General features: G+C 71.3%; 15 protein-coding genes and 1 tRNA gene. 14 read left to right on the top strand and 2 right to left on the bottom strand.

Annotated elements, in window-relative coordinates; all coding sequences use genetic code 11:
• Nucleotides 1–6: 6 nt before the first annotated feature.
• Nucleotides 7–270: a YfhL family 4Fe-4S dicluster ferredoxin gene (locus HS109_12185; GenBank protein ID MBE7523131.1), complete on the top strand. Its 264-nt coding sequence runs from the start codon at nt 7–9 to the stop codon at nt 268–270.
• A gap of 31 nt (nt 271–301) precedes the next feature.
• On the opposite strand, the gene HS109_12180 is transcribed toward HS109_12185, so the two are convergent.
• Both HS109_12180 and mutM read right to left on the bottom strand, forming a co-directional pair.
• Nucleotides 302–2,269 (bottom strand): dynamin family protein, encoded by a 1,968-nt coding sequence (locus HS109_12180; protein ID MBE7523130.1) that lies wholly within the window; start codon nt 2,267–2,269, stop codon nt 302–304.
• Nucleotides 2,270–2,453: 184 nt separating this feature from the next.
• On the bottom strand, nt 2,454–3,290 hold the full coding sequence (mutM, locus tag HS109_12175) for a bifunctional DNA-formamidopyrimidine glycosylase/DNA-(apurinic or apyrimidinic site) lyase (protein ID MBE7523129.1): 837 nt from the start codon (nt 3,288–3,290) through the stop codon (nt 2,454–2,456).
• A gap of 139 nt (nt 3,291–3,429) precedes the next feature.
• Here mutM and HS109_12170 point away from each other — a divergent pair, with 139 nt between their 5' ends.
• From HS109_12170 to HS109_12110, 13 genes are all read left to right on the top strand, one after another.
• Nucleotides 3,430–5,199 (top strand): tetratricopeptide repeat protein, encoded by a 1,770-nt coding sequence (locus HS109_12170; GenBank protein ID MBE7523128.1) that lies wholly within the window; start codon nt 3,430–3,432, stop codon nt 5,197–5,199.
• Complete coding sequence (gene lolB / locus HS109_12165) at nt 5,091–5,771, top strand: outer membrane lipoprotein LolB (GenBank protein MBE7523127.1); 681 nt, start codon at nt 5,091–5,093, stop codon at nt 5,769–5,771. The genes HS109_12170 and lolB overlap by 109 nt, the downstream gene beginning before the upstream one ends.
• A 63-nt stretch (nt 5,772–5,834) precedes the next feature.
• On the top strand, nt 5,835–6,668 hold the full coding sequence (ispE, locus tag HS109_12160; protein MBE7523126.1) for a 4-(cytidine 5'-diphospho)-2-C-methyl-D-erythritol kinase: 834 nt from the start codon (nt 5,835–5,837) through the stop codon (nt 6,666–6,668).
• 82 nt (nt 6,669–6,750) lie between these two features.
• A tRNA-Gln gene (locus HS109_12155) sits at nt 6,751–6,827 on the top strand.
• Between the two features lie 73 nt (nt 6,828–6,900).
• Nucleotides 6,901–7,851 carry a ribose-phosphate pyrophosphokinase gene (locus HS109_12150; GenBank protein ID MBE7523125.1) on the top strand — a complete coding sequence of 317 codons (951 nt, stop codon included), beginning with the start codon at nt 6,901–6,903 and terminating at the stop codon, nt 7,849–7,851.
• 81 nt (nt 7,852–7,932) lie between these two features.
• Nucleotides 7,933–8,697, top strand: coding sequence for an SDR family oxidoreductase (locus HS109_12145; GenBank protein MBE7523124.1), 765 nt, complete (start codon nt 7,933–7,935; stop codon nt 8,695–8,697).
• Between the two features lie 395 nt (nt 8,698–9,092).
• Nucleotides 9,093–9,821 (top strand): 50S ribosomal protein L25/general stress protein Ctc, encoded by a 729-nt coding sequence (locus tag HS109_12140; GenBank protein MBE7523123.1) that lies wholly within the window; start codon nt 9,093–9,095, stop codon nt 9,819–9,821.
• A gap of 79 nt (nt 9,822–9,900) precedes the next feature.
• Entirely contained in the window at nt 9,901–10,497 is a 597-nt protein-coding gene (gene pth, locus HS109_12135; GenBank protein ID MBE7523122.1) for an aminoacyl-tRNA hydrolase, read from the top strand.
• Between the two features lie 79 nt (nt 10,498–10,576).
• Nucleotides 10,577–11,671 (top strand): redox-regulated ATPase YchF, encoded by a 1,095-nt coding sequence (gene ychF, locus HS109_12130; GenBank protein ID MBE7523121.1) that lies wholly within the window; start codon nt 10,577–10,579, stop codon nt 11,669–11,671.
• Between the two features lie 53 nt (nt 11,672–11,724).
• The gene (locus HS109_12125) at nt 11,725–12,144 is read left to right on the top strand and encodes a PaaI family thioesterase (protein MBE7523120.1); all 420 of its coding nucleotides are present in this window, start codon (nt 11,725–11,727) and stop codon (nt 12,142–12,144) included.
• A 33-nt stretch (nt 12,145–12,177) separates the two neighbouring features.
• On the top strand, nt 12,178–12,627 hold the full coding sequence (locus tag HS109_12120; GenBank protein MBE7523119.1) for an LEA type 2 family protein: 450 nt from the start codon (nt 12,178–12,180) through the stop codon (nt 12,625–12,627).
• A 20-nt stretch (nt 12,628–12,647) separates the two neighbouring features.
• Nucleotides 12,648–13,463: a diaminopimelate epimerase gene (gene dapF / locus HS109_12115; GenBank protein MBE7523118.1), complete on the top strand. Its 816-nt coding sequence runs from the start codon at nt 12,648–12,650 to the stop codon at nt 13,461–13,463.
• A 56-nt stretch (nt 13,464–13,519) separates the two neighbouring features.
• Nucleotides 13,520–14,173, top strand: coding sequence for a DUF484 family protein (locus HS109_12110; protein MBE7523117.1), 654 nt, complete (start codon nt 13,520–13,522; stop codon nt 14,171–14,173).
• Nucleotides 14,174–14,195: the final 22 nt, after the last annotated feature.

Raw genomic sequence — 14,195 nt, 5'->3', positions numbered from 1 at the left:
GCGCCGATGGCGCTGATGATCACCGACGAGTGCATCAACTGCGACGTCTGCGAGCCGGAGTGCCCGAACCAGGCGATCTCGCAGGGGCCGGAGATCTACGTGATCGACGCGTCCCGGTGCACCGAGTGCGTCGGCCACCACGACGTCCCCCAGTGCCGCGAGGTGTGCCCGGTCGACTGCATCCCGGTGCACCCGGAGCACGTGGAGTCGCGCGCGGACCTGCGCCGGAAATACGAGGCGCTCGTGAAACTCGAGACGAAGCCCGCCTGATCCCCGCGGCGGCCGGCGCGCCGGGTCCGTGTCAGGCCGCGTTCGCCGCGCGCGGGAACGCGTCCGCCCCGACCGCGATCTCGTCGATCGCGCCGACGCGCTCGTCGAGCGCGCGGGCCTGGTGGTCGAGCGCCTCGCCCGCCGACGCGAGCTCGGCGATCCGGTCCTCGAGCTCGTCGCTCGCCCGGTGGATGCGCTTGATGCTCTCGAGGCGCCGGCGCAACTGCACCTGGTGCTCGCGCACCTGCGTCTCGAGCGGCGACATGACCGACTTGAGCCAGGCGTCGATGTCCCGGTTCGCGATGTCGTAGAGGTGCCGCACCCGCGACGCCACCGTCTCGAAGAACCGCTTCATCAGCGGGAACTTGGCCTTCGACGCCATGTTCCACAGCGTGTTGATGTGCTGCTGGTAGGCGCGCTCGAGCCGCTCGACCTCCTTCATGTACTTGAGCATCGAGAACGGCGGCGGAACGAAGCGCTCGAGGTTGTGCTCCTTCGCGAAGCGCGCGTACATCGCGCCCATCATGTCGTGGATCTCGGTCGCCTTGCGTCCGGCGGCCTCGAGGTCCGCGCGGATCTGCGCGAAGAACTCGTTCATCGCCCCGCGCACGCCCTTGGTGAACAGGCTCGCCTCGATCGCGCGGCGCGTGCGGCCCGCGTTGGCGCGCAACGCCGTGAGCCCGATGATGCCGTCGAGCGCGGTCGTCTGCTGTGCGAAGACCGTGCGCAACGCCGAGTAGCGCGTCATTCCGCGCTCGAACGACGCCTTCTCGTCGCGCACGCGCTGCATCATGTGCTCGACGACGTCCCGGTTCTTGCCGCGCAGCGCCTGCAGTTCCGCGAGCTGCTCGGCGATGCCGGCCGCGCGCGCGTCGAGGATCGTGCGGACCGACGCCGCCAGCGCGCGCACCTCGGCCATCGCCGCCGCGCCGACGATCTCGCGCTTCGCCGGCACGAGGTTGCCCGAGAGCGCGCCTTCGAGCTCCGGCAGCCGGCTCTTCGCGAGCAGCGCGTCGTCGCCGTTGACCTTCGCGAGCAGCGCCTTCTGGGCCGACACCGGGAACACCTGCGTCTCCGGGATGCCGAGCGTGTGCGCGGACAGGCGCGCCTGGCGCGCGATCTCGGCGTCGACCTCCTGCGTCGGCTTCATGCCGTCCCACAGACCGTCGATCTTGTTCAGGATCACGAGGCGCCCCGCCTGCGCGGCGGGATCGGCGCCGGCGAGGTGCTGCTTCCAGACGTCGAGATCGGAGCGCGTCACGCCCGCGTCGGCGGCGAGGATGAACAGCACCGCATGCGCGGAAGGCAGGAGCGAGAGCGTCAGCTCCGGCTCGGTGCCGATGGCGTTGAGGCCGGGAGTGTCGAGGATCACGAGCCCCTGTTTCAGGAGCGGGTGCGGAAAGTTGATGACCGCGTGGCGCCAGCAGGGGATCTCGACGCTGCCCGCGTCGCGCCGTTCGAACGAGGCGGCGAGGTCATCGTCGTGCAGGCCGTAGCGGCGCGCGAGGTCGAGCGGCACGCGCTTCACCTGCGCGACGCGCACGAGCGCGTCGGACATCTTATCGGCGGAGGAAAGATCGAGCGGCAGCGTCACCCATTCGTCGGCGTAGTTCCGGAGCTCGGCGACCGTCGCGTTGGAGAGACGCGTCTCGATCGGCAGCAGTCGGATCGACGGCGGACGCGACGGATCGTGCAGGATCTCGGTCGGGCACATCGTCGTGCGTCCGGCCGCCGACGGCAGGAGCCGCGCCCCGAAGTCGGCGAAGAAGATCGCGTTGATGAGTTCGGACTTGCCGCGCGAGAACTCGGCGACGAACGCGACGACGAGCTTGTCCTGGTGCAGCCGTTCGAGCAGCCGGGAGACGCGCAGGTCGGTCTGGGCGTCGGCGAGTTCCTGCTCGCCCAGCCACGCGTGCAGCGCGGACACGCCCGAGGACAGGCGCCGGCGCCAGTCGCCGTAGGCCTCGAACCGCGCCGCGAGTTCGCGTGCTCTGTGCATCCGTTCTCCCGCCGGATTCCGCCGCCCGCGACGACGCGGGGTGGGCGGCGACTGTAGCACGCAAGCTGCAAGCATGAGTTGTGCCGTCGGGGACTTGCGGCGCGGGGCATGTCTCGCCGCCCGGCGTGCCGGTCGGCGCTTCGCCCCGGGCCGACGGCGTCGATCCTGGAGGGGCCCTCGAGGCTCAGCGCTGGCAGGACGGACAGTAGAACGTGGCCCGCTGCCCCTGCCGGACGCTTCGCACAGGCGTGCCGCAGCGAGGACACGGACAGCCTTCCCGGCCGTAGACCGCGTAGGCGAGCTGGAAGGCGCCCGGACGCCCGGAGGCATCCACGTAGTCGCGCAGCGTGCTGCCGCCCAGCTCGATCGCCTCGGCGAGCGTGGCGCGCACCTCGTCGACGAGCCGCGCGAGGCGCGGGCGCGTCTGTCGACCCGCCGCCTGCGTGGGCCGAATGCCTGCACGGAACAGCGCCTCGTTCGCGTAGATGTTGCCCACACCGACGACGAGCCGGTTGTCCATCAGCGCGAGCTTGATCGCGGCGCGTCGGCCGCGCGTGCCGCGGTAGAGCATGTCCGCGTTGAAGTCGGCCGAGAACGGTTCGGCGCCCAGCTTCGCGATCAGCGGGTGGAGGGCGGCGTCCCCGGGAATCCACAGCATCGTTCCGAACCGCCGCGGGTCGTGGTAGCGGAGTGTCCGCCCGTCGTCGAACTCGACGTCGACGTGGTCGTGTGCGACCCGTTCCGGCGCGCGCACGTGCACCCGCAGGCTGCCGGTCATCCCCAGATGGACGAGCAAGGTCCCGGTTGTCGAACTGGCTCCGGGCAAGGCCATACGGAACAGCAAGTACTTGCTCCGACGGTCGATCGCCGTCACGACGCGTCCGGCGAGCGCCGACTCGAATCCGCGGGGAACCGGCCAGCGCAGACGCCGGTCGTACACGTGCACGCCGCGCACGCGGCGCCCGGTCAACGCGGGCGCGACACCGCGGCGCGTGGTTTCGACCTCGGGCAGTTCGGGCATGACGCGGGCGCGGCGGGCGATTCGAAGAGCGGCCGGGGGGCTCGCCCCGCACGGCGCGGGGTCCTGTCGGCGGCCAACCCAATTTAGCCTAAGATCGACCGTTCGGCCGATGGATCCGCGGCCCGAGGGCCTCCTTCCGATGAAGCTTCACCCCTTCCGTTCCCGGACGATCCTGCTGGTCCTGGCCGTCGCGGCGATGGCCACATCGTCGCGGGTTCCCGGACAGGCGCCTGCACCCGCACCGGGGACGGGCGAACCGTCGGCAAACCTGCCGACCGGCCTCAACGCCGACCTTTTCTACCGGTTGCTCCTCGCCGACATCGCGTTGCAGCGTGGCGACCCCGCGGTCGCGGCGCGCGCGTATCTCGAGGCCGCCCGCGAACTGAACGACGTCAATCTCGCGCGACGCGCGACCGAGATCGCGTATGCGACGCGGCAGCGCGCCACGGCGGAACAGGCCGCGCGCCTGTGGCGCGAACTCGCGCCCGACGCGGAACGTCCGCAGCGCATCCTGCAGGCGCTCGCTTCCGGCGCCGCGGGTCCGCGCGAACGCGACCCGGCGGCCCCCGACGAGGACGACCTCAAGACCCGGCTCGAGAAGCTGCTCGCCGACCAGGCGCTCTCGGGTGCGGGGGTGGGGGAAGCGTTCCTGCAGTTGAACCGCGCCTTCGCGCGCCAGGACGACAAGGCCGCGGTCTACGACATGATCCGCGACCTGGCCGCGCCCTACGCGTCGTCGCCGGAAGCGCAGTACGCGGTCGCGCTCGCGGCGTTCAACACCGGCCCCGCGGATGCGGCGATGGCGGGTGCGGCGCTCGCGGGCGTCGATCGCGCGCTGGCGTTGAAGCCGGATTGGGAGCGGGCGGCACTCCTCAAGGCGGAGATCCTCGGCAAGCGCAGCAACGACGAGGCCGTCGCGTGGCTCAAGAGCTTCCTCGCGGCGAACCCGAAGTCGCGGCCGGTGCGCGGTGCGCTCGCGCAGGCCTACGTCGAGCAGAAGCGCCTGCCGGAAGCGCGCGCCATCTTCGAGGAACTCGCCTCCGAGGAGCCGGACGTTCGCGAGTACAGGATGGGCGTCGCGATCCTCTCCTACCAGATGAAGGACTGGCCGGCCGCCGAGGCGCAGTTCGGCGCTCTCGCGGCGCGCGGCGACGACGGCAGCGCGCAGCTCTATCTCGCGCAGATCGCCGAGGACCAGAAGCGCTACGACGTCGCGATCGAGCGCTACAAGAAGGTCGCGGAAGGCGAGCGCGCCTGGCTCGCGAAACTGCGCATCGGCGCGATGTACGGCAAGCAGGGCAAGGTCGACGAAGGACGCAGGTGGCTCGCCGACCTCCCGGCGGTCACGATCGAGCAGCGCATCCAGGTGATCCAGGCCGAGGCGTCGCTCCTGCGCGAGGCGGGCGACCAGACCGGGGCGTACGCGCTCCTCGAGAAGGGCCTCGCCGACCATCCGGATTCAGCGGACCTGATCTACGACAGCGCGATGGTCGCCGAGAAGCTCGACCGCATCGACGTCGCGGAGGCGCGGTTGAGGCGCCTGATCGAGCTGAAGCCGGACGACGCGCAGTCGTTGAACGCGCTCGGCTACACGCTGGTCGACCGCACCACGCGCATCGAGGAGGGCCGCGCGCTGATCGAGAAGGCGCTGAAGCTCGCGCCCGACGACCCGTTCATCCTCGACAGCATGGGCTGGGCGCTCTTCAAGCTCGGACGCTACGACGAGGCGGAGGCGTACCTGCGCCGCGCGTTCGCGAACCGACCGGACGCGGAGATCGCGGCCCACCTGGGCGAGGTGCTGTGGAACAAGGGCGAGCGGGATCGCGCGAAGGAAGTCTGGGCGGCGCAGCTCCTGTCCTCGCCCGACCATCCGGTGCTGCTCGAGACCGTCAAGCGCCTGTCGCGATAGCCCTGCGCCACGCCCGCCGATTCGTCGTCGCCTGCGCGCTCGCGCTCGCCGCGTGCGCGAGCCTGCCGCCCCCGGCGGTCGTCGACGCGCCGGTCGACACCGCGGATGCCGCGTTCGACGCGAGCGGGCGCCTCTCCGCGAAGCGCGGAGGCGAGGGCGTCGCGGCGCACTTCCGCTGGGAGCACCGTCCCGGCCATGACGCCATCGGCCTCGCGACGCCGATGGGCGCCACGCTCGCACGCCTGACCCGCGACCCGGGCGGCGCGTCGATCGTGTTCTCCGACGGTCGGGTCGAGCACGCGGCGGACGCGCAGAGCCTCGCGGCGCGCGCGCTGGGCGCACCGCTGCCGGTCGAGAATCTCGCGTGGTGGCTCCGAGCGACGCCGCACCCGCGCTCGGGCTACGCGATCGAGCGCGATGCCGCGGGTCGCGTCCTCGTGCTGCGCCAGGACGGCTGGGCGCTCGTCTACGCCTACGCGGGCGATGCGGCGAGGCCGCAGCGCGTGCTGGCGAACTATCCGGACATCGACGTGCGCATCGTCATCGACGCGTGGGCGGGGCCCGCGCCGTAGCATTGCGCGGCAACGGCGTTCGTCTCGACACCCCGCGCCCCGAAACCGTGCGGCCCTGACTCCATGCGTCTGGTCGTCCCCGCCCCCGCGAAAGTGAACCTGTTCCTGCACGTCACCGGACGGCGGGACGACGGCTACCACACGCTCGAGTCGCTGTTCGCGCTGGTCGATCTCGCCGACACGCTCACGCTGCAGACGCGCGAGGACGGGGCGATCGTCCGCACGAACGACGTGCCCGGTGTCGCGGCGGACGACGATCTCGCGATCCGCGCGGCGCGCGCGCTCAAAGAGGCCGCCGGGACGCGGCGCGGCGCCGAGATCCGCATCGACAAGGCGATTCCGATGGGCGCGGGACTGGGCGGCGGGAGTTCCGACGCCGCGTCGACGCTCCTCGCGCTCAACCGCCTGTGGGCGCTGCGCCTGCCGCGCACGGCGCTGATCGAGATCGGGGCGACGCTCGGCGCCGACGTGCCGTTCTTCCTCTTCGGCGAGACCGCGCTCGCGCGCGGGATCGGCGAACGCCTGACGGCGATGACGATGGCGACGGCCCACCTGCTGCTGGCCTTCCCCGACGACACCGTCGCGACCGCGACGATCTTCGCGGCCCCGGAATTGACACGCTCGACGCGCTCGACGAAAATGGAAGTCTTTTCCGAGGGTTACGGCCGGAACGATCTCGAAGGCGCCTGTAGCGCCCGTCATCCGGCGGTGGCCAGCGCGCTCGCGGCCCTGACGAAGCTGTCGCCGCAGGCGAGGATGACCGGCTCGGGCGCGTGCGTGTACGCGCCGTTCGCGCGCGAAGCCGACGCGCGAAACGCGGCCCGCGGTGCCCCCGCGGGTCTCGTCGTCCGCGTCGTCCGCACGCTGGCGCGGCATCCGCTCGCCGCGTTCGCGTAGAGTCTCGGGTGGGTAGCGGGGTGTGCGGGGATCCGGCGGTCCTCGCGCGACGAGGGTCGGTGACCTTCGCGCCGGTTTCCGCTGGGGAGTCGCCAAGCTGGTTAAGGCACCGGATTTTGATTCCGGCATACGAGGGTTCGAATCCTTCCTCCCCAGCCATCGTGACGCGTCGGGCAGGCCGCCGGAGAATCGGGGGCCTGCCCGCATCGTTTGACCCACGGCGCGAGCTTTCATGGCCTACGAACGGATGCGCGTCTTCACCGGCAACGCCAACCCGAAGCTCGCCGAAGCGGTCTGCCGGCACCTGAACATCAGCCTCGGGCGCGCGATCGTCGGCAAGTTCTCCGACGGCGAGGTGATGGTCGAACTGCTGGAGAACGTCCGCGGCCGCGACGTGTTCGTGCTGCAGTCCACCTGCCAGCCGACCAACGACAACCTGATGGAAGTCATGGTGATGGTCGATGCGTTGAAGCGCGCGTCCGCGTCGCGCATCACCGCCGCGATCCCCTACTTCGGCTACGCGCGGCAGGACCGGCGCCCGCGCTCGGCGCGCGTCGCGATCAGCGCGAAGGTCGTCGCCGACATGCTGACCACGGTCGGCGTCGACCGCGTGATGGTGATGGACCTGCACGCCGACCAGATCCAGGGCTTCTTCAACATTCCGGTGGACAACGTCTACGCGACGCCGATCCTGCTGGGCGACCTGTGGAAGCAGAACTACGAGAACCTGCTGATCGTCTCGCCGGACGTCGGCGGCGTCGTGCGCGCGCGCGCGATCGCGAAGCGGCTCGACTCCGACCTCGCGATCATCGACAAGCGCCGCCCGAAGGCGAACGTCGCCGAGGTGATGAACATCATCGGCGACGTCGACGGCCGGAGCTGCGTGATCATGGACGACATCGTCGACACGGCGAACACGCTGTGCAAGGCAGCCACCGCGCTCAAGGAACACGGCGCGAAGAAGGTCGCCGCGTACTGCACGCACCCGGTCCTGTCGGGCGGCGCCATCGCGCGCATCGCCGGCTCCGACCTGGACGAGATCGTCGTGACCGACACGATCCCGCTCTCCGAGGAGGCGCGCGCGTGCCCGCGCATCCGCCAGCTCTCCTGCGCGCAGCTCATCGCCGAGACGATCACGCGCATCTCGAACGAGGAGTCGGTGTCCTCGCTCTTCATCGACTGACGAGTCGCCGCAGGCGCGCATTCCCCCTTCTCCCTTCCCTCTTCCCCCTTCCCGTCTCCGGAGTCCCGCGTGAACGACGGCATCGCCCCCGACCTCGCCGGCAAGTCCGTGCTCGTCACCGGCGCGTCGACCGGCATCGGAGCGGCGGCCGCGCGCGCGTTCGCCCGCGCCGGCTGCAAGGTCGGCATCCACTACAACGCGAGCCGCAACCGCGCCGAGGAAGTCGCCGCGGACGTGCGCCTCGCGGGCGGGCAGGCGCACCTCGTCGGCGGGGATGTCACCGACACCGCGACGGTGCGCCGCGTGATCGACGATGCCGCGCTCGCGCTCGGCGGCATCGACATCCTGGTCAACAACGCCGGCGGCCTCGTGGGACGCGTGCCGGTCGCCGAGATCGACGACGCGTTCTTCGACGAGGTGATCGACCTCAACGTGCGTTCGGTCGTGATGGCGATCTCAGCGGTGGTGCCGCACATGCGCCGCGCGGGCCGCGGCAGCATCGTCAACGTGACGTCCATCGCCGCGCGCAACGGCGGCGGCAGCGGCGCCGCGATGTACGCGTCGGCGAAGGCCTTCGTCAGCACGTTCACGCGCGGCATGGCGCGCGAACTCGTCAAGGACGACATCCGCGTGAACGCGGTGTCGCCCGGCGTGATCGAGACGCCGTTCCACGAGCGCTACTCGACGCCGCAGCTGCTCGAATCGTTCCGGGGCACGATCCCGATGGGTCGCCTCGGCACCGCGGACGAGTGCGCGGGCGCGTTCCTCTACCTCGCCTCGGACACGCTGTCGGGCTACGTCACCGGACAGATCATCGAGGTGAACGGCGGGCAGTACATGCCGTGATCAGGAGTCAGGAGTCAGTTGACAGAGGACAGGGGCGGCGGTGTTTCCGGTGGCGGCGCATCGAGCGCCGGGAGGCGCCTTCCGTGTCGGGCTGAAGCCCGACCTACGGAGAAGGTTGGTGGGTCGGCCTTCAGGCCGACGTCGCGTTTCCCCCCTTGTGAGTCGGGCTGAAGCCCGACCTACGGGAGCGGTTGTGGGTCGGCCTTCAGGCCGACATCGCGTCTCACTGCCGTAGCGCGGCCTCCGGGCCGGCGGTTGCCCGCCGGGGCCGAATCCGGTTATGATTCAAGGCTTTCCTCCGGCGGCAACGCGCCGGGGCCACCCGCGGACGAGGGCAGGCGCGAAGCCGCGCCCGAGGCCGCAGACCACTTCGAGGAGTCGCAACGATGGCCAAGATCGAATTCACCGCATTCCCGCGCAAGGGCGAAGGACGAGGCGCCTCGCGGCGCCTGCGCCGCGACGGCAAGGCCCCCGGCATCGTCTACGGCGGCAGCACCGCGCCCACGCCGATCGAACTCGACCACAACGCGCTGATGCACGCGCTCAAGAACGAGGCGTTCCACGCCTCGGTCCTGTCGATGAAGCTCGACGGCCACGCCCAGCAGGTGCTGCTGCGCGACGTGCAGATGCATCCGTTCCGCCCGCAGGTGCTGCACATCGACTTCCAGCGCGTCGACGCGGCCCGCAAGATCCACATGAAGGTGCCGCTCCACTTCGTCAACGCGGAACTCTCGCGTGCGGTGAAGGAGGAAGGCGCGATCGTGAGCCACGTGCTGAACGAGATCGAGATCGCGTGCCTGCCGAAGGACCTGCCCGAGTTCATCACCGTGGACCTCGCGGGGCTCTCGACCGGACATCCGCTCAAGGCGTCGGGATTGAAGCTCCCCGAGGGAGTCGTTGCGATCACGCGCGGACGCGATCCGGTCGTCGCGACCGCGGTGATTCCGAAGCAGGTGTCCGACGAGGCCGAGGCTGCCGCCGGTGCGGCGCCCGCCGAAGGCGAAGCGGCCGCTGCCGGTGCGGCGCCGGCCGCGGCGGCGCCCGCCGCCGACGCGAAGGCGGCCGATGCCAAGGCCGGAGACGCGAAGGCCGGCGCGGCGAAGAAGGACGACAAGAAGAAGTAACCGCGGCGCACGTCCGCGACACCGGCCCGCCGCGCAAAGACGCCGGCGGGCCTTTTCGTTGGCGCGACCGCCCCGACCGATGGCCGCCTCCGCCTCCATCCGTCTCGTCGCCGGCCTCGGCAATCCGGGGAGGAGCTACGAGCGCACGCGCCACAACGCGGGCTTCTGGTTCGTCGATGCGCTCGCGGCGAGACTCGGCGCGAGCTTCGCCGCGCAGTCGCGGTTCGCCGCGGAGGTCGCGCGTGTCGGCGAGGTGCGGCTCGCGAAGCCCGCGACGTACATGAACGAGTCGGGGCGCAGCGTCGGCGCGCTCGCGCGCTTCCTCGCGATCGAGCCCGGCGAGATCCTCGTCGTGCACGACGAACTCGACCTGCCCGCGGGAACCGTCAAGCTCAAGCTCGGCGGCGGGGTCGCCGGGCACAACGGATTGAAGGACATCCGCGCGCACCTCGCCACCGCGGAGTTCTGGCGGCTGCGCCTGGGCATCGGGCATCCGCGCGACTCGGAACTGCCGCAGCAGCAGGTCGTCGACTACGTGCTGAAGCCGCCGCGCGCCGACGAACGGGACGCGATCGGCCGCGCGATCGATCGCGCGCTGGACGCGTGGCCCGACATCGCCTCCGGCGACATGGAGCGCGCGATGATGCGACTGCACACGAAGGACGAGAACCCATGACCGTCAGCCACTCGACGAAGCCCTGCATCATCGCGCGGAGGCGCGCCGCGCCGGCGGCGGGCCATCCGGGGACGCCCCGATGAGCCTCAAGTGCGGCATCGTGGGATTGCCCAACGTCGGCAAGTCGACGTTGTTCAACGCGCTGACGCGCGCGGGGATCGCGGCGGAGAACTATCCGTTCTGCACGATCGAGCCCAACGTCGGCATCGTCGAGGTGCCCGACCCGCGCCTCGCGGCGCTCGCGGCCATCGCGAAGCCGCAGAAGGTGATCCCGGCGGTCGTCGAGTTCGTCGACATCGCCGGACTCGTCGCCGGCGCCTCGAAGGGGGAGGGGCTCGGCAACCAGTTCCTCGCGAACATTCGCGAATGCGACGCGATCGCGCATGTCGTGCGCGCGTTCGAGGACGGCAACGTCGTGCACGTCGCGGGAAAGATCGACCCGCTGTCCGACATCGGCACGATCGACACCGAACTCGCGCTGGCCGACCTCGCGGCGGTCGAGAAACAGATTGCCAAGGTCGAGAAGCTCGCTCGCGCCGGCGGCGACAAGGAGGCGAAGCGGCTCTACGAGACGCTCGTCAAGGTGCAGGCGGTGCTCGACCAGGGGCGCCCGGCGCGCGCGGCCGACCTCTACGCCGAGGAGCGCGCGCTCCTGAAACCGTTTTTCCTGCTCACGATGAAGCCGACGATGTACGTCGCGAACGTCGCCGAGCGCGGCTTCTCCGGCAACCCGCTGCTCGCGGCGGTGGCGTCGCACGCCGCGAAGGAGGGCGCGCCGGTGGTGCCGGTGTGCGCGGCGATCGAGGCGGAGATCGCGGATCTCGACGGCGACGACCGGCAGGCGTTCCTCGACGACCTGGGTCTCGCGGAGCCGGGCCTCGACCGCGTGATCCACGCCGCGTACCGGCTGCTCGGCCTGCAGACGTACTTCACGGTGGGGCCGAAGGAGGTGCGCGCCTGGACGGTGCCCGTCGGCGCGACCGCGCCGCAGGCGGCCGGCGTCATCCACACCGACTTCGAGAAGGGCTTCATCCGCGCCGAAACGATCGCCTACGACGACTTCATCGCGCTCGGCGGCGAGCAGGGCGCGAAGGAGGCCGGGAAGATGCGGCTCGAGGGCAAGGAGTACGTGCTTCGCGACGGCGACGTCATGCACTTCCGGTTCAACGTGTAGCGGGCCCGTTCGCCGGTGCCGGCAACTGCCCGAGACGCTTCGATGGTGACGACGTGACGCAACCCACGCATGCGCCGGTCGCGCAGGTCCCGTTCCTGAAGCTCCTCGGGGTCGTGCAGGAGCAAGCCGCGCCGGGCCGCTCACGCATCCGGCTGCCCGAACTGCGCGAGGACCTCTCGAACCTGCTTCCCGCCGCGCACGGCGGCGTCGTGATGACGCTGCTCGACGTGGCGATGGCGCGGGCGGCGACCTCGCAGCCCGGCGCGCCGTCGACGACGGTCGTCACCGTCGAGATGTCGTCGCGCTTCGTGCGCCCGGCGCGCGGGCCGCTGGTCGCCGAAGGCAGTGTGCTGCACGCGGGCGGATCGCTTTGCACCTGCGAGGCACACCTGCGCGACGCGAAGGGGCACCTCGTCGCGACCGCGATGGGGACGTTCAAGTACTGGCGCGGGCCGGTCGGAGACGTGGAGTAGGCCCTCCGCGCCGCGCGCGCATACTATTGATCGATGCGGCGCGCCGTCGTCACCCTGATCCTCGCCGCGGGCGTCGCCGCCTGCGCGCCGCTGCCCCGCCTCGCGGCGCCGGAGGTCGTCGCGCTCGCGGTGACCAACATCGAGATCCGGCTGCCCTCGATCCGCGTCGACACCGTGCTCACGCTGCGCAACCCCAACCGCATCGACCTCTCGGTCGCCTCGCTCGATGCCGACCTCACGATCGGCGGGGAGAAGAGCGGGACGCTCACGCTCCTCGCGCCGGTGACGCTGCCGGCGGGCGGGAGCGCCGCCGTCGAGGTGTCCGCCGTCGGCGACGCCGCGATCGCGCTCACCGGCGTCGGCCGCGCGCTCGGCAGCGGGCGGCCGCTCGACTACGCGCTGCGCGGCACGCTGGTGCTCTCCGACGGCCGCTCGTTCCCCTTCGCGCGGAGCGGGCGGGTCGCGGGGCCGGGACGCTCGTGACCACGCTCGCGTTCACCAAGATGCACGGCCTCGGCAACGATTTCGTCGTGGTCGACGCGACCGCGGAGCCGTTCACGCTGTCGCCCCCGCAGATCCGCGCGCTCGCAGACCGGCGTTTCGGCGTCGGCTGCGACCAGGTGCTCGTCGTCGAGCGGTCGGCGCGGAGCGACGCCGACTTCCGCTACCGGATCTTCAACGCGGACGGCGGCGAGGTCGAGCAGTGCGGCAACGGTGCGCGCTGCTTCGTCCGGTTCGTGCGCGAACGCGGCCTCACAGGCAAGCGCGAGATCCGCGTCGAGACCGCGGGCGGCATCATCACGCCGAAGCTCGAGGACAACGGCGACGTGACGGTCGACATGGGGGCGCCGCGGTTCGCGGCGGCGGAGGTCCCGTTCCTCGGAGGCTCGGGGGGCGCGACCGATCCGCTCGACGTCGACGGGATGTCCGTCACCATCTCCGCGCTGTCGATGGGCAACCCGCACGCGGTGCAGGTCGTCGCGGACGTCGAGACGGCACCGGTCGCGACGCAGGGGCCGCGGATCGAGCATCACCCGCGATTTCCGAAGCGCGTCAACGCGGGCTACATGCAGGTGATCGATCGCGCTACCATTGCGCTGCGCGTCTGGGAGCGCGGAGCGGGCGAGACGCTCGCTTGCGGCACCGGCGCCTGCGCGGCGGTCGTGGCGGGCATCCGCCGCGGCCTCCTCGACGGCGAGGTGCGGGTGCGGGTGCGCGGCGGCGAACTGTCGATCGGCTGGGCCGGCGGCAGCGCGCCGGTGACGATGACCGGTGCGGCGGCGACCGTGTTCGAGGGGCGCTGGCGCGTGACGGGATGAGGGCGGAGTCGCGCCCGCCGATCGACGGAACCGATGGACAGGAGCGGAACGACACGATGGAAGCGAAGGACGTCGCGGACTACCTGAGGGCGCATCCGGGATTCTTCGAGGATCACGCCGACGTGCTCGCCGACGTCTCCGTGCCGCATCCGCACGGCGGGCACGCGATCCCGATCGCCGAGCGCCAGATCCTGACGCTGCGCGAGCGCAGCGCGGAACTCGACGCGCGGCTGCGCGAACTCATCGCGAACGGCCGGGCGAACGACACCATCGGCGAGAAGCTCCATCGCTCGACGCTCGCGCTCTTCGCGTCGCCCGACCTCGAGACCACGCTCGCGGTCCTCGACCACAGCCTGAAGGAGGACTTCGGCGTGCCCGAGGTCGCCGCGCGCCTGTGGGGCAAGGTGCCCGAGCAGTCGTACCTCCCGCAGCTCGCCGCGACCTCGCCGGAGGTGCGCATGTGGGCCGACGCGATGACGGAACCGCAGTGCGGCGACGCGGCGCCCTACGAGACGCGCGAGTGGTTCGAGCGCGGGGATGCGCTCCGCTCGTTCGCGTTCATGCCGCTTCGCACCGCGCAGAACTTCGGCGTGCTCGCGCTCGGCAGCGAGGATCCCGAACGCTACCGCGCGGGCGTGGGGACGGTCTACCTCGTGCGGCTCGCCGAACTCGCGAGCGTCGCCACCGCGCGCTACCTGCCGCTGAACTGACCTCCCGCGTCCGCCAGGGCGA

Source organism: Burkholderiales bacterium (genome assembly GCA_015075645.1).
Lineage (GTDB): Bacteria > Pseudomonadota > Gammaproteobacteria > Burkholderiales > Casimicrobiaceae > VBCG01.
The sequence above is the reverse complement of the archived record's forward strand: the minus strand, read 5'-3'. Positions and strand labels throughout refer to the sequence as shown.